This window comes from Muricauda brasiliensis, from assembly GCF_003057865.1.
GTDB classification, from domain to species: Bacteria; Bacteroidota; Bacteroidia; order Flavobacteriales; family Flavobacteriaceae; genus Flagellimonas; species Flagellimonas chongwuensis.
The window spans coordinates 286,996-302,496 of record NZ_QBTW01000003.1; the positions used below are offsets into that span (position 1 = coordinate 286,996).

A 15,501-nucleotide genomic window follows, 5' to 3' on the forward strand; every position below is an offset into this window, starting at 1 on the left:
ATATATTTGTTCCTTTGTAGATGTATATGGAACTACAGTTTTTTAAATATCAAGGAACGGGAAACGATTTTGTGATTATTGATAATCGTCAGGATATATTTCCCAAAAACAATACCAAACTTGTGGCAGAGCTTTGTGACCGAAGATTTGGCATAGGAGCGGACGGTTTGATTCTGCTCGAAAATGACAATGTGTCTGATTTTAAGATGGTTTACTATAACGCAGATGGAGCCGAAAGCACTATGTGCGGCAATGGAGGCCGCTGCTTGGTAGCATTTGCCCATTATTTGGGAGTGATAGAAGAAAAGACCACTTTTAATGCGGTAGATGGGCTTCATGAAGCTACCGTAGCGGGGGACATCGTCAATCTAAAAATGATAGATGTAGATAAGATACACGAGAAACAAAACCATAGTTTTTTGGATACCGGCTCCCCGCACCATGTACAATTGGTGAAGGAACTGAAGCAATTTGATGTGCAAAAAGAAGGGAAGAGACTCCGCTATGGAATTTACGGTGAGTCTGGGAGCAACATCAATTTTGTGGAACAGACCAGCGACAATGCTTTTGATGTGCGAACCTACGAAAGGGGAGTGGAAGGGGAGACCTTTTCATGTGGTACAGGGGTAACGGCCGTGGCCTTGGCCATGCACGAATCAGGTAAAACCGCTGCCAGTGAAGTCCATATCCATACCATTGGTGGTGATTTGACCATTTCTTTTGAGAAGAAGGATGGGAAGTACAGCAATATCTTTTTAAAAGGACCTGCAATACAGGTATTTAAAGGAACCATTGAATGCTCAATCTAAAAGGAAAACAAGTCTATTTGCGGGCCTTGGAGCCCACCGATCTCGATTTTCTGTACAAATTGGAAAACGATACATCGGTCTGGGAGGTAAGCGGCACGCTAAAACCTTATTCCAAAAAGGTGCTCCAATTGTATTTGGACAATGCCCACAGAGATATCTACGATGTGAAGCAATTGAGATTATGTATTAGTAATGAGAAAGATGAATGTATAGGGCTTATCGATTTGTTCGATTTTGATCCTAAACACAGACGGGCCGGAATCGGAATTATAATTGTAGAGCCCGGTGATAGAAATAGAGGTGCTGGTGCAGAAGCTTTGTCGCTCTTGTGCGATTATGCATTTTCAGCTTTGGACATGCATCAACTCTACGCCAATATTTTAGAGGATAATGAGGCAAGTATCCATTTGTTTCAAAAAATGGGATTCGAAGAAATCGGCGTTAAAAAGGAATGGATAAGAACCAATCAAGGGTTCAAGAACGAAATAATGTATCAAAAGATCAATACAAATGAATCTTAAGAAAGTACTTTGGGCAACGGCCGTCCTCGGATTGTTGATCTGCGGTTTTATTGCTTATCAAATTTACAGTGCCATTTTTAGTCCCAATACACAGTTCAATAATGATGAAGCCTTTGTTTATATTGAAACGGATGCATCGTTCAATGATGTAAAAGCTTCATTGGAACCTTTGTTGCAGGATTTATCCACTTTTGAAGCTGTGGCCAAGCGCAAAGGGTATATCACCAATATCAAGGCAGGGAAGTATGCTCTCAAAAAGGGAATGAATAACAACGAGATTATCAACACCCTTCGTAGCGCCAATTTGCCCGTTCAAGTATCATTTAATAATCAAGAATCGCTGGCGTTGTTGGCCGGAAGAGTTTCTGAGCAGATTGAAGCCGATAGTTTGGAATTGCTTCAAACATTCAATGATCCTGAGTTTTTGAAGGAAACAAAATTTGATGAGGATACCAAACTGGCGATGTACATTCCAAATACCTATGAGTTTTTCTGGAATACCGATGCCAAGAGCTTTAGGGACAGAATGCGAACCGAATATGAGCGCTTCTGGAACAGCGACCGTTTGCAAAAGGCAAAAAACCTTGGGTTGACCCCCAATGAGGTGACCGCCTTGGCGGCCATAGTTCAAAAGGAAACCGCTAAAGTGGATGAGCGTCCGAGGGTTGCTGGAGTATACTTGAACAGGATTGGAAGGGGAATGCTGCTGCAAGCGGACCCAACGGTTATTTATGCCATCAAAAAAGAAACCGGCAATTACGATACCATTATAAAACGGGTACTTTTCCGTGATTTGGAAATGGATTCACCCTATAATACCTATAAATATGCGGGCGTTCCTCCTGGCCCTATAACTATGCCAGACATTACTTCCATAGATGCAGTTTTGAATCCCGAAAAACACGATTATCTCTATTTTGTGGCCGATGTTTCCAACTTTGGCTACCACATGTTCGCCAAATCTTTGGCACAACACAACCGGAATAAGGTGCAGTACACCCGATGGTTGAATCAACAAAAAGTTTTGAGATAAGGTTCTTTATCGTTGATTTTCATCCCTTTAACGTATTTTAAGGCTGATTTAAGAAATCTTTATGAGCTTTAGGGTGCCCTTTAGCTTATCTCCATCTATATTTGCCGGCCAAATTGATTTTTGATACGTATATAGTATCGAGATCACAAATATGAACATTATGAAAAGATGGATAGGTTTTATTCTACATCTTGCCATGGTCGTAGTTTTGACAAGTTTTGGTTCCTATACCGTAATGAAAAAGGAGACTGTTGAAATTCCCGATTCATTGAAGGTAACGGCCAATTTGGAAATCTTTGCACCGCAAGATTCCATTGAACTTCTTGACGAGGACGAGGTAACCCCTCCTTTTCTGGGAAAAGCCTACAATGGCTTTAAGGAAGCACTTGCTTTTAAAGAATCTCAGGGCAAATATCAAAGAGTGAACACATTAGGTTATTTGGGCAAGTACCAGTTTGGTAGCAGCACATTAAATTTGATGGGAGTTTACGACATGGATGAATTTTTGGACAACCCAAAACTTCAGGAAAAGGCCTTTGTGGCCAATATTGCCCGTAATAAATGGATTCTGAGAAGAGATATTAAGCGCTTCAACGGGAAAACCATTGGAGGTATCAAAGTAACTGAATCAGGTATTTTGGCCGCGGCCCATTTGGCTGGAGCAGGCAACGTCAAAAAATATCTACGATCATATGGACAAAACGATGTAACTGATGCGTACGGAAGTAGCATCTCGTATTACATGAAAAAATTTGCGGGTTATGATATTTCAAATATCAAGCAGCAGAAAAACGCAAAAGTCTAATTGGTACAGATGAGTTAAATTAAAAAAAGCCCCGAACTTCGGGGCTTTTTTTATGCTTGAATAATATATATTGTTGGTCTTTTGTCCAAGTCAATCTCAATTTCGCTCCATTCATGGGCGCTTTTAGTGGAGATAAATTCTGTGGGCAAGGTAATGTCACATGCAATGCATAATCGTGTAGATTTCTGCAATGTTTTTACAAGCTCCTTTACCAATTTATTGTTCCGGTAAGGCGTTTCCATAAAAATTTGGGACTGTCCCTTATCCTTGGATAATCGTTCCAAGCTCTTTACCATTTTTTTGCGCTCTGCATTGTCGATGGGCAAATACCCATTAAAAGCAAAGTTCTGACCGTTCATACCGCTGCTCATCATGGCCATCAAAATAGAGGAGGGGCCCACCAACGGTACCACTTGTATTCTTTTTTGATGTGCTACACGAACTACATCGGCTCCTGGATCGGCGATGCCCGGACACCCTGCTTCGGACAAAATACCAATATCATGCCCATGGATACAGGGATCCAAAAAACCAGGAATTTCCTCAGGGTTGGTGTATTTGTTCAACGATTGTAAATGGAGGTCCGGTTGAGATTTGCTCGGGCTTACCCGTTTTATAAAACGTCTGGCCGTTTTCTCATTTTCCACGATATAGTGGTCAATGCGCTCTATGGTGCCTTTTACCGAAATGGGCAGGACTTCTAAAGGAGCATTGTCTCCCAAAGTTGTGGGAATCAGATAGATTTTGCCCACTACTAAACCAGGTTTTACCTCTTCCATGGGTTTAATTTAGCTTTTTCGCAATTTTCTCACAAGCCCTGTCAATCATTTGGTAAACATTTTCAAAGCCATCCTCGCCACCGTAGTAGGGGTCTGGAACCTCTTTAATTCCCAGTTCAACCTCGCTCAGCAACAATTTTACTTTGTTGGCTTCCTCTTGGTTTGAAGCAAGAGCGGCGATATCCGAAAAATTACTGCGGTCCATCACGTAGATATAATCGAACTCGGAAAAATCTTGTCTGGAAAATTTTCTACACTTCTGATTGCCGATATCCAGTCCATATTTTTGGGCCACCGCAATGGAACGTTTGTCGGGCGGGTTGCCTACGTGATAACCAGCAGTGCCAGCGGAATCCACAAAAACGGAATCCGAATCAACCTTGGATTTTAAAATGCCTTCGGCCAAAGGTGACCTGCAAATGTTTCCCAAGCAGACCATCAAAACTTTGGTTTTCATATGTGAGTTGTGAAAATTAGGAGAACTTTTTGCTCAAATCCTCGATATACTTTCTGAATTGCTTATCGGTTTCGGCAAGATTGTCAACAGTTTTACAGGCATGGAGAACGGTTGCGTGATCACGCTTTCCAATTTGTGAACCAATGCTCGCCAAGGATGCCTTGGTGAACTTCTTTGCAAAGAACATGGCCAATTGTCTTGCTTGTACAATGTGGCGTTTTCTTGTTTTGGACTGAAGCGTGGCCACATCCATTTCGAAGTAATCCGACACTACTTTTTGAATGTAGTCGATAGATACTTCTCGCTTGGTGTTTTTCACGAACTTTTCCACTACTTGTTGAGCCAGTTCCAAAGTAACTTCGCGTTTATTGAAAGAGGATTGCGCAATCAATGAAATAATGGCGCCTTCCAATTCCCTAATGTTGGTCTTGATGTTCTTTGCCACGTGGTCGATGATATCTTCGGGCATTTCAACCCCATCCCGGTACAGCTTGTTCTTTAAGATGGACACGCGGGTTTCGTAATCGGGGCTTTGCAGTTCTGCAGAAAGTCCCCATTTAAATCGGGAAAGCAAACGCTGTTCAATGTCCTGCATATCCACAGGAGCCTTGTCCGATGTTAAAATTACCTGCTTGCCATTTTGGTGCAAATGGTTAAAAATATGGAAGAAAACATCCTGTGTTCCAGATTTACCGGATAGGAATTGTACGTCATCTATAATAAGTACATCTATCAACTGGTAAAAATGGATAAAGTCGTTTCGGGTGTTCTTTTTTACGGACTCAATATATTGTTGGGTGAATTTCTCCGCCGAAATATAGAGTACCGTCTTTTCGGGATATTTATCTTTTATTTCAACCCCAATGGCATGGGCCAAGTGGGTTTTCCCTAAACCAACTCCACCAAAAACCAATAATGGGTTAAAAGATGTTCCACCAGGTTTGTTGGCCACGGCCATACCAGCCGATCTTGCCAATCGGTTGGAATCCCCCTCCAGGAAATTGTCAAAATTATAGTTGGGATTCAACTGGGATTCGATTTTGATGTTCCGAATGCCAGGAATCACAAATGGATTTTTAAGCTCGGGACTTTTGGAGGTAATCGGCACATCCAATTCCTGTGGTCCTACAGCGGTACGGTTAGAACTTGGAATCTGTTCTGTAAAAGGTTCCTTGTTACCGTACTTGTTTTCCATTTTTATAACGTAGATCAACTTAGCATTGCTTCCCAATTCACGGGTCATGGCAACTTTAAGGAGCTTTACATAATGTTCTTCGAGCCATTCGTAGAAAAACTTGCTGGGCACCTGAATGCTCAGCGCCTTATCTGTCAGTTTTATAGGCTTAATGGGTTCAAACCAAGTTTTGAATGCCTGCGGTTGGATGTTATCTTGGATAAAAGCCAAACAGTTGTTCCATACGGAATTAGCAGTAGCACTCATAGAAGTTTTTCCTTGTTTTAATGGTTAGCTTTAATACTTAAGAGCAAGCATCTAAAGGGTTACAAGATGCTCATTGGATGCGACAAATATGTGAACAATTCTTTTAAAAAAAAAATCAATTTGCCATTGAAAGTTCTGTTTTTTTTTCGCATGTTACCCTCAAAATAAGCAAGCCTCTAAATATATAATTTTTCAATTAAAAATGGGTCTAAATACGTATTCTTTTCGGGTCAGATATGCAGAAACTGACCAAATGGGGGTTGTTTACCATGGTAATTATGCCCAGTATTTTGAAATGGGCCGAGTGGAGTGGTTAAGGGCGATGGGAATCACTTACAAAAGCATGGAGGATAATGGTGTGATGTTACCCGTAATATCCTTACATATTGACTATAAAAAGTCTGCGCTTTATGATGATTTGTTGACCGTGCGTACCAAATTAAAGTCAAAACCCTTAGTTAAAATTGAATTTGATTATGACCTTTTGAACGAAGCAGGGGAGTTGCTGGCCTCCGCAAACACGGTTTTAGCCTTTATGGACAAAAAAACGGGACGCCCCATAAAATGCCCAGATTATATCTTGGAAAAATTGGACGATTGAATTTTTTTCAGAGTTCAGAAGTCTTTGTTCTTATGTCTAGCAGCGCAGCGGTCTTTTGTCCAATAGGAAAGTGGTCTTGTTTCAATCAATCCAACATAATTACATCGACACCATGCATTTCATCGAAAAGTTGAAAAATCTCTTCCGATTCGCTTAATCGAACCGAAATAATCAGCTCGCAATCCAATTCCATTTTCTGGGAAGCAATCTCCAAATCTTTCTGTTTGATGGTCCGCATCACTATATCCATGACCGGGTACTCAAATTGTAAACGCATTTGAGCTTTGATGATTTTCTTTACAATCTTCGCATTTTCGAGCGCCGTTTGGGCAGCAGCTTTGTAAGCTTGTATCAATCCGCCGACCCCAAGTTTGGTGCCACCAAAAATTCTGGTAACGGTAATCAGGACATTGGTCACATCAAACGATTGTATTTGCCCATAAATGGGCATTCCGGCCGAATTGTTCGGTTCGCCATCATCATTGGCTCTGTAAATCGGATTTTCGGTGCCCAATTGCCAGGCATAGCAAACATGATTGGCCGTGTGGTATTTTTTTCGAAGTTCCTCTACAATCGGTTTTACATCATCTTCCGAAGCAATGGGGTGTACCTCAGCATAGAATTTGCTCTTTCGGTCCTTATATAAAATCTCTGGTGAGGTTTTGGTAACGGTCCGGTAAACATCTTCTTTTTTATCCATCAGAACAAAGCTACCAATATTATGCTCAAAACCGCCAACGCAACACCGCTCCAGTTTTTAAGACTTAGCTTCTCTTTAAACAATAATATTCCGACGAGCGTGGAGACCATTACAATCGCAACGTTGTTTAAGGTAAAGATGGCGGCGCTGCTCAAAATGTCCGACCGCAGGGCGCGAATCAAAAAATAGATGGAGAAATAATTGGGTATCCCTAGGGCAATTCCTCCTACCATATTTTTTAAATTGATTTTCAATGGTGTTTTTACCGCCTTTATACCAATAAAAATAAACCCGGTCAAAGCCGCAAAGCCAAAAATCATGGAAGAGAATACGGGAATCTCTTGGTCTGTCAAATGGACTTCCTCAAAATACTGAATACTTGTATCGATAACACCCGACCCCAAAAACACCAGTAAGGGCAGCACAAGTGCCTTCCGGTCAATTCTTATTTTCTTTTCTTTAATGGAAGCCAAATACACTGCAACTAGCGCAAGGGCAATACCAATAACTTGTAGTGCACTCAATCGTTCACCGTACAACAACATCCCCATTACCACCGGAATCGCCAACGACATCTTGGTGGCCACAGAGGCTACCGAAACCCCAGAGACCTGGGCGGTGCGGGCCATCAAATTAAAAATGACAATAAACAGTACACCTAATAATATAGGACCAATAAGCCATGGTTTATTCGTAAAATCGCTAACGCCAACGGGACCATCATATAAAAAGAACCCAACAGTGCAGGCTACCACGTAATTGGTGATAATGGCGTAGAGCGTCTGTATTTTAAAAACATCGAACAGTTTAAAGACCACAAAAATCAAGGTAGAACTCAGAATGCTCAGAATCAGATATACCATTTACAATTTTGATTTTAGTTGGGTTACGTCCTCTTGGCCCACTTGGAGGTTCCATACTTTTATACCTAAACTAGCTGCGGAATCAGTATTTTCTTTTACATCATCCACAAAAAAGGTTTCTTCCGCTATTAGTTGATTTTGTTGGAGGACAAAATCAAAAATCTCGGTATCTGGTTTGCGCATCCCCATTTCATAGCTCAGGTAGAACACATCAAAGGCATTTTTAAACCTATTGAACCGTTCCATACCCATTAGTTCCCTCACACGCTCCATGTGTAGGTCGTTGGTATTGCTTAACAATAACATTTTATATTGATTCTCTTCAGCAAGCTGCTCAATAAATTGTAAACGGTGTTCGGGAAAATCCAATAAAATCGAATTCCACGCTTGCGCCAAATAGTCCCTGCTTGCGTTGGGAAAGTGTACTGACACCTCATCCAAAAAGCCTGTAGATGTGATAAGTCCCTTCTCATAATCCTGAAACAAGCTCTCCAGATTTGGGGTCACTTCGGTAAAACCGTGCTGCACCATTGCCTTTGCCGTGGCAGGTTTGTCCAGATTGATGAGCACATCGCCAAAATCGAGGATAATGTTTTTAATCATTATGGTAAACGGATAAGGTGTCGGTCAATATTTGGGTTTGATGTTGTAAAGTACCCTGTATTTTAGGAGCAGGCAAACCATTTCGAAAAGAAACGGAGCCCTTAAAAACACGAGCTTCGTCCCATAAATTTTCATCGATAAAAGTTTGAAGCGTTCTGGCGCCGCCTTCAATAATTACGCTTGTGATGTTATGTTGATGGAGCACATCACAAATTTCCTGTGCCAAGTTTGTTGAAAAGTCGATGATGGCATAATCAACACCTTCCTTATATTTTGATGCATCTTCGACCTCAGTCAGAACAATGGTCCGCACGGATTTGTCCAAAACATGGTAGCTCGAATCAATCTTTAAATCCTTGTCCAAAACCACTCGAATCGGGTCTTTTCCTGCCCAATTCCGTGTTGTTAGCTTGGGATTGTCCTCCAAAACCGTGTGGGTGCCGACCAAAATAGCCTGTTCTTGACTTCGCCATTGGTGTACCAACTGTTTGGAATGGGCATTGGTAATCCAAAACGGTTCCGGATTTTTACTTCGTAAAGAGGTGTCGGGGGCCAAAAAGCAATCATTAGATTCCGCCCACTTTAAAATAATGTAGGGGCGTTTCTTTTCCTGAAACGTCAAAAAACGTTTGTGGTGTTCCCTGCATTCATCTTCAAGAATTCCCACCGTTACTTTGCAGCCCGCATCTTTCAATTTCTGGATGCCTTTACCGGCCACTTTATCGTGAGGGTCCTGTAACCCAATAAAAACCTCTTTGATTCGGTGTTTTGCAATCAAATCAGCACAAGGAGGTGTTTTTCCGTAATGCGAACAAGGTTCTAGGGTAACATATAAAGATGCTTCCTGCAATAAATCCTTATCCTTTACAGAATTAATGGCATTTACTTCGGCATGTGGGCCTCCGTAGGGGTCGGTATACCCTTCTCCGATTATTTTATCGTTATGTACAATTACACATCCCACCATCGGGTTTGGAGCGGTTGTTCCCAGTCCCTTTTTGGCCAGTTCTATGCTGCGAAGGATGTATTTTTGATGTATATTCACACCGCAAAAATAGAACAATAAAAACACAAAAATGGGAGATACGGTGATTCGTGAAATTACCCCCGAAGACAATGTACAGGTGGCCCAGGTGATTCGAAAGGTTTTTGAGGATATGGGTGTTCCTAAAGTAGGTACCGCTTATGCAGATAAAGCTTTGGACGATATGTACTCTAATTATAATGTGCCCAAAGCTGCGTATTTTGTGGTGGAGCACGAAGGCGAAGTAATCGGCTGTGCCGGTGTTGCCAAGTTGGATAACTATGATGGTAATGTCTGCGAGCTTCAAAAAATGTACTTTTTGGAGGAAGCCAGGGGCAAGGGACTCGGCGCCAAAATGATCGGAGCTTGTTTGCAAAAAGCCAAAGAATTTGGGTTTGAGGCCTGCTATCTGGAAACCATGCCCTACATGGAGGCCGCCCAAAAGTTGTACAAGAAGAACGGTTTTGAGTACATCGACGCTCCCATGGGAAATACGGGCCATTATTCCTGCCCCGTTTGGATGCTTAAAAAATTGTAATGCTCCTCAAAGAAATCAAAGACATTTATCACAAAGAGTTGGGCGCAATCTATCCCAAAGAGGAAATTGATTCTTTTTTTTATTCCTGTATTGAGCATTACCTGAAACTGGAACGGTTTATTTTGGCCATTCGGCCAGACATTACATTGACCAAAGAAGAAGAGCAGCCTCTTTTTGAAGCATTGTCGGAGTTGAAACAGGAAAAACCCCTTCAATATATTTTGGGAACCGCCCATTTTATGGATTTAGAACTTCAGGTTGATGAAAATGTGTTGATTCCACGTCCAGAGACCGAAGAATTGGTGCAATGGATTTTGGATGATATTAGAAGTCAGAAGTCAGATGTCGGAAGTCAGAAGTTGCAAGTGGGAAACCCAGAATTGAAGGCTGAAGCCCCATGTAGCGAAGATGAATCTTTTCATCCTTTACCTTTTAGCGTCTTGGACATTGGAACAGGAAGCGGCTGTATCGCTATTGCTTTAGCAAAGTATCTTCCTAATGCCAAAACATTTGCTTTGGATGTATCCGAAGGCGCATTGAAAGTGGCTCGGAAAAATGCAGCATCAAACGAGTTGGATATCACATTTTTGCATGAAGATATTCTTAACACGGAACTTGAACTTGTTTTTGATATTATCGTTTCTAATCCGCCTTATGTCAGAGAGTTGGAGAAGGGGGAAATTCAAAAAAATGTAAAGGATTTTGAACCCGGAACAGCATTGTTTGTTCCAGATGATGACCCTTTGGTTTTTTACAGGGCAATCATCGATTTCGCGGAAAAGCATCTTTCCGAAAAAGGAAAATTGTATTTTGAGATTAATCAATATTTGGAAGAGGAGACCCGAGCACTTTTCAATCATCGTAATTTTTCAGAAATTGAACTGCGAAAAGATATGTTTGGCAACGACAGAATGCTAAAAGCAATTAGAAAATGAGCATCCAAGATAAAATCACATCCCTGCGCAACGAGCTAAGGGAACACAACTATAAATACTACGTGCTCGATGAGCCGTCCATTTCCGATTATGAGTTTGATATGAAACTCAAGGAACTCCAAAAATTGGAAGCCGAGCATCCTGAATTTCAGGACCCGACCTCCCCAACATTGCGTGTGGGAGGAATGGTAACCAAAAACTTTGAGACCGTGGCCCATGAGCATCGGATGTATTCCTTGGATAATTCGTATTCCAAGGAGGATTTGGAAGATTGGGAAAAGCGCATCCAACGAATCTTGGGCGATGCCGAGGTTGAATTCACCTGTGAGTTAAAGTATGATGGAGCTTCTATCAGCCTTACCTACGAAGATGGATTCTTGGTGAAAGCAGTGACCCGTGGTGATGGCTTTCAAGGGGACGATGTCACCAATAACATAAAAACGATTAAGTCGGTTCCCTTGCAGTTGAAAGGCGACTATCCGCCTAAATTCGATATTCGAGGAGAAATTATCCTAACGCTCGAGGGCTTTGCCAAAATGAACGCAGAGCGTGTGGAAGCTGGTGAAGACCCCTATATGAACCCAAGGAATACGGCATCTGGAAGCTTAAAATTACAAGATAGTGCCTTGGTGGCACAGCGACCACTGGAGTGTTTGTTGTATAGCATAGCCGGAGACAATTTGGGAATTTCATCACAGTTTGAAGTGTTGGAAAGAGCACGTGCTTGGGGTTTTAAAGTCCCCAGCGTAGCCAAATTGTGCAAATCTACAGCTGAAGTTATGCAGTTCACAGACTATTGGGCCATCCATCGGCACGAATTGCCTTACGAAACCGATGGTGTGGTGGTTAAGGTGAACAGCATCCAACAGCAGGAAGAACTGGGCTACACAGCAAAATCCCCACGTTGGGCTATGGCCTATAAATTTAAGGCGGAACAGGCTACTACCACTTTGAACAAAATCACCTATCAAGTTGGTAGAACCGGTGCAATTACCCCTGTGGCCAATTTGGAGCCTGTATTGTTGGCAGGTACTACGGTAAAACGGGCCTCTTTGCACAATGCCGACCAAATAGCTAAAATCGATGTACGCGAAGGCGATACGGTTTTTGTGGAAAAGGGAGGTGAAATCATCCCAAAAATCGTAGGGGTCGATTTTACCAAGCGATCAATAGATTCGGAACCCACCAAATACATTGAAAACTGCCCGGAATGTGGTACGGAACTTATCAGAAAGGAAGGTGAAGCACAGCATTTTTGTCCAAATGATATTGGTTGTCCACCTCAGATTACAGGTCGAATTCAGCACTTTATTTCCAGAAAAGCAATGGATATTGAAGGTTTGGGCGGAGAAACGGTGGAGCTTCTTTTTAAACAAGGGCTAATCGGCAATTATGCCGACCTGTACATTTTGACCAAGGAACAAATCTTGCCGTTGGAACGAATGGCGGACAAATCCGCTGAAAACCTGGTGAACGGCGTACAGGCATCCAAAGCGATTCCGTTTGAACGGGTGCTTTTTGCGTTGGGGATACGATATGTTGGAGAGACGGTTGCCAAAAAACTGGCAAAAGCCTTCAAGAATATTGATGCATTAATGGCCGCTTCGCAGGAGCAATTGGTGGCAGTGGACGAGATAGGGGAGCGGATTGCGGAGAGTGTGGTGAGTTTTTTCTCGGAACCCGCAAATGTGGAAATTATCGAGCGATTAAAATCCTACGGGCTACAGTTTTCGTTGTCCGAGGAGCAGTTGGAAAATCAAACGGAACTATTAAAAGGGAATACGTTTGTGATTTCCGGTGTGTTCGAAACCATCAGCCGTAATGATCTTAAGAAATTAATTGAGGACAATGGGGGAAAAGTATCTTCGTCCATTTCATCAAAAACCAGCTTTTTGGTCGCTGGGGACAATATGGGGCCTAGCAAACGGACAAAGGCAGAAGGTTTGGGTGTCCCAATAATTTCGGAACAGGAGTTTTTGCAAAAATTGGAATCATGATACCCAAAACTTACGAAGAATTTGAAGCTACTTTAGACCAATACGCACCACCAGTCGAGTGGTCGGAGCCCTTAAAATCCCTTTGGCACGATGCGAAAGGGGATTGGGAATCGTCCCACGACATCGCCCAAGAGCTAAACTCGCAAATGGGCAGTTGGATTCATGCGTACCTACACCGTAAAGAAGGTGATAAATGGAACGCCGGCTATTGGTACGGTAGGGCTGACAAACCTTTCCCGGAATATAGTTTGGAGGAAGAATTGAAGATATTGGTCGAGGCGAATCTTTGATCAATTTTCAATCATCAACAATTCTCAGTTCGAGCACAGTATGCAGTAGTCAATAATCAGTTTTCAGTATGCAGTCTGCAATTGGCAGTGAAAAAAAGTAAGTAAAAATCGCAATCATTGAATCATTGTCAGTTCGAGCGCAGTCGAGAACCCTTCGCCAACCGCCCTTCGACTCCACTCAGAGCCCGGTAGGCAGTCGAAAACCCTTTGGTCTTGACCATTGCCCTTGTCCCCTTCACCTTTAACCCTTCACCCAATAACCAAATAATCGAATCATCCAAAAATCCAACCATCTAGCTATCCCTTCACCCTTCACCTTCAACCCTAGACCCTCAACCCTCAACCCGTAACCCTTCCCCCAAAACCCTCCATCAACCCAAACCCCCCATCCGTCAACTCAAACGGGGCATTGGTAAATCGGGCGGAGAAAATCTTGTGTAAAAGAACCATCTTTCCAGAAAATACCATGTTATGACTATCAAATTTGAAAAGTTGTTCTTCCTGTTTTTGTTGGTATGTGCGCTACAATCTTGCGACAATGATTCTTTGGAAGATGTAAATGGGGCGCCTATCGCCCACGGAGATACGTTTTCCGTAAAGGAAGATGTGGATGAGCAGGCCATTATCGGAACCATTGAGGCGAGCGATCCGGATGACGATGAGCTCATCTTTGAGATTAGGAGTGGGGGCAACGATCTTTTTGAAATCAGTCCAGAAGGTGAAATCTCTTTGGCGCCCGGGAAATATCTGGATTACGAAACGGTGAAGGAACATTCATTGGTTGTTATGGTTTCAGATGGCATTATTGACAGGTTCAGAGGCGTAATGGTTAAGGTAGAAGATGTTGAGGAACCTATTGAGGACAATTCTAGGCCGTTTATAATCACATGGAAGACCAATATGGGCAACCAGACCCTCCACATTGGTGCGAACACAGATTGCAGCTATGATTTTACTATCGATTGGGGCGATGGAACAATAGAGGAAATCATAGAAGTTGCTCCAGAGGCCTTTGAGCACACTTATGAGATAGCAGGAACTTATACCGTATCTATAAAAGGAGAATTTCCCAGCTTTTCATTTGATGGGGATTATTCCTATGTGAAGAGCATTGATCAATGGGGCGATGTAGTATGGAAAGACCTCTCATTTGCTTTTGCACTTTGTGCAAACATGCAATATAACGCCTCTGACGCACCGGACCTTTCAAATGTTACAAGTTTAGAGGGTTTGTTTTATGGGGCCGGATTCTTCAATGCAGATTTAGGTGATTGGGATACTTCCAATATAACAAATATGGAAAGGACATTTTCGGGAAGCAAATCCTTTAATGGGGATATCAGTAGTTGGGATACTTCCAAAGTGACAAATATGAGCGAAATGTTTGCTGGAACGGATGTGTTTAATGCTGACATCGGTAATTGGGACACCTCAAATGTATTAGATATGAGCGGAATGTTCTTTGGAGCCTATACCTTTAACATAGATATCGGTAATTGGAACACTTCCAACGTAACGGATATGACAAATATGTTTAGGACCGCTAATTCCTTTAATGGAAATATTAATGATTGGAAAACCTCCAGTGTAACCACGATGAGCGGAATGTTTGCCCATGCAACTTCTTTTAATGGAGACCTTAGTGAGTGGAACACGACCAATGTAGTCAATATGCAAATGATGTTCAAAGGAGCCACCTCCTTTGATCAAGATTTGGGCGGTTGGGACATTGGTAGTTTAACAATGCTTGAGGATATGTTCGTTGCTAGCGGTATTTCTGTGGTAAATTTGAGTAATACATTTATCGGATGGAGCAGCTATGCCGACCAAAATGGTGGCCCTTCCAATATTACAGTGGGATTGGATAATTTGAGTATTTGTTTGGGAGATGGGATAAATGCACTTCAGAACCTCTTTGACAATTACCAATGGGATTACACGGGCAATTTGAATTTGGTGGAATGTAATTGATTATTGAAATAGCAATTTTTCATACTATTTGTTTTTAGATTAGACCGGGAGGGCCAAGCGCTTTCCCGGTTTTTCTTTTTTAGAAGTCAGAAGTCAGAAGTCAGAAGTCAGAAGTCAGAGGTCAGAAGTCAGAG

17 protein-coding genes are annotated in these 15,501 nt (G+C 42.2%); 10 read left to right on the plus strand and 7 right to left on the minus strand.

From position 1 onward, the window contains the following. Positions 1-26 precede the first annotated feature (26 nt). From dapF to DCK90_RS03045, 4 genes are all read left to right on the plus strand, one after another. Positions 27-809, plus strand: coding sequence for a diaminopimelate epimerase (dapF, locus tag DCK90_RS03030; protein WP_108244732.1), 783 nt, complete (start codon positions 27-29; stop codon positions 807-809). Continuing rightward, a complete protein-coding gene (locus DCK90_RS03035; RefSeq protein WP_108244692.1) occupies positions 797-1,330 on the plus strand; it encodes a GNAT family N-acetyltransferase in 534 nt (177 codons plus the stop codon). The genes dapF and DCK90_RS03035 overlap by 13 nt, the downstream gene beginning before the upstream one ends. Continuing rightward, positions 1,320-2,363, plus strand: coding sequence for an endolytic transglycosylase MltG (gene mltG, locus DCK90_RS03040; RefSeq protein WP_108244693.1), 1,044 nt, complete (start codon positions 1,320-1,322; stop codon positions 2,361-2,363). The genes DCK90_RS03035 and mltG overlap by 11 nt, the downstream gene beginning before the upstream one ends. A 160-nt stretch (positions 2,364-2,523) precedes the next feature. Beyond that, positions 2,524-3,168, plus strand: coding sequence for a hypothetical protein (locus DCK90_RS03045; protein ID WP_108244733.1), 645 nt, complete (start codon positions 2,524-2,526; stop codon positions 3,166-3,168). Positions 3,169-3,218: 50 nt separating this feature from the next. Here the strand turns inward: DCK90_RS03045 and DCK90_RS03050 are convergent, their stop codons facing one another. Genes DCK90_RS03050 through dnaA form a run of 3 tightly spaced genes read right to left on the minus strand, consistent with a single transcriptional unit; the run spans position 3,219 to position 5,845 of the window. After that, entirely contained in the window at positions 3,219-3,947 is a 729-nt protein-coding gene (locus DCK90_RS03050; RefSeq protein WP_108244694.1) for an SAM-dependent methyltransferase, read from the minus strand. A 4-nt stretch (positions 3,948-3,951) separates the two neighbouring features. Beyond that, on the minus strand, positions 3,952-4,404 hold the full coding sequence (locus DCK90_RS03055) for a low molecular weight protein-tyrosine-phosphatase (RefSeq protein WP_108244695.1): 453 nt from the start codon (positions 4,402-4,404) through the stop codon (positions 3,952-3,954). A 16-nt stretch (positions 4,405-4,420) separates the two neighbouring features. Further along, positions 4,421-5,845 carry a chromosomal replication initiator protein DnaA gene (gene dnaA / locus DCK90_RS03060; protein WP_108244696.1) on the minus strand — a complete coding sequence of 475 codons (1,425 nt, stop codon included), beginning with the start codon at positions 5,843-5,845 and terminating at the stop codon, positions 4,421-4,423. A 202-nt stretch (positions 5,846-6,047) separates the two neighbouring features. Between dnaA and DCK90_RS03065 the strand changes: the two genes are divergently transcribed. Further along, a complete protein-coding gene (locus DCK90_RS03065) occupies positions 6,048-6,446 on the plus strand; it encodes an acyl-CoA thioesterase (RefSeq protein WP_108244697.1) in 399 nt (132 codons plus the stop codon). Between the two features lie 85 nt (positions 6,447-6,531). On the opposite strand, the gene DCK90_RS03070 is transcribed toward DCK90_RS03065, so the two are convergent. From DCK90_RS03070 to ribD, 4 genes are read right to left on the minus strand one after another with little or no spacing between them, the layout of a single operon-like run. Further along, complete coding sequence (locus tag DCK90_RS03070) at positions 6,532-7,146, minus strand: IMPACT family protein (protein ID WP_108244698.1); 615 nt, start codon at positions 7,144-7,146, stop codon at positions 6,532-6,534. After that, positions 7,146-8,009: an EamA family transporter gene (locus tag DCK90_RS03075; RefSeq protein WP_108244699.1), complete on the minus strand. Its 864-nt coding sequence runs from the start codon at positions 8,007-8,009 to the stop codon at positions 7,146-7,148. Before DCK90_RS03075 ends, DCK90_RS03070 begins: the two co-directional genes overlap by 1 nt. Next, entirely contained in the window at positions 8,010-8,612 is a 603-nt protein-coding gene (locus DCK90_RS03080; protein WP_108244700.1) for an HAD family hydrolase, read from the minus strand. Further along, entirely contained in the window at positions 8,605-9,657 is a 1,053-nt protein-coding gene (gene ribD, locus DCK90_RS03085) for a bifunctional diaminohydroxyphosphoribosylaminopyrimidine deaminase/5-amino-6-(5-phosphoribosylamino)uracil reductase RibD (RefSeq protein WP_199912640.1), read from the minus strand. The genes DCK90_RS03080 and ribD overlap by 8 nt, the downstream gene beginning before the upstream one ends. 31 nt (positions 9,658-9,688) lie before the next feature. Between ribD and DCK90_RS03090 the strand changes: the two genes are divergently transcribed. The 5 genes from DCK90_RS03090 to DCK90_RS03110 all read left to right on the plus strand — a co-directional run bounded on the left by DCK90_RS03090 (position 9,689) and on the right by DCK90_RS03110 (position 15,367). After that, a complete protein-coding gene (locus tag DCK90_RS03090) occupies positions 9,689-10,174 on the plus strand; it encodes a GNAT family N-acetyltransferase (protein ID WP_108244702.1) in 486 nt (161 codons plus the stop codon). Next, the gene (prmC, locus tag DCK90_RS03095; protein ID WP_108244703.1) at positions 10,174-11,109 is read left to right on the plus strand and encodes a peptide chain release factor N(5)-glutamine methyltransferase; all 936 of its coding nucleotides are present in this window, start codon (positions 10,174-10,176) and stop codon (positions 11,107-11,109) included. Before DCK90_RS03090 ends, prmC begins: the two co-directional genes overlap by 1 nt. Beyond that, positions 11,106-13,106, plus strand: coding sequence for an NAD-dependent DNA ligase LigA (gene ligA / locus DCK90_RS03100; protein WP_108244704.1), 2,001 nt, complete (start codon positions 11,106-11,108; stop codon positions 13,104-13,106). The genes prmC and ligA overlap by 4 nt, the downstream gene beginning before the upstream one ends. Beyond that, positions 13,103-13,396 carry a hypothetical protein gene (locus tag DCK90_RS03105; protein WP_108244705.1) on the plus strand — a complete coding sequence of 98 codons (294 nt, stop codon included), beginning with the start codon at positions 13,103-13,105 and terminating at the stop codon, positions 13,394-13,396. Before ligA ends, DCK90_RS03105 begins: the two co-directional genes overlap by 4 nt. A 471-nt stretch (positions 13,397-13,867) precedes the next feature. Then, the gene (locus tag DCK90_RS03110) at positions 13,868-15,367 is read left to right on the plus strand and encodes a BspA family leucine-rich repeat surface protein (protein WP_108244706.1); all 1,500 of its coding nucleotides are present in this window, start codon (positions 13,868-13,870) and stop codon (positions 15,365-15,367) included. Positions 15,368-15,501: the final 134 nt, after the last annotated feature.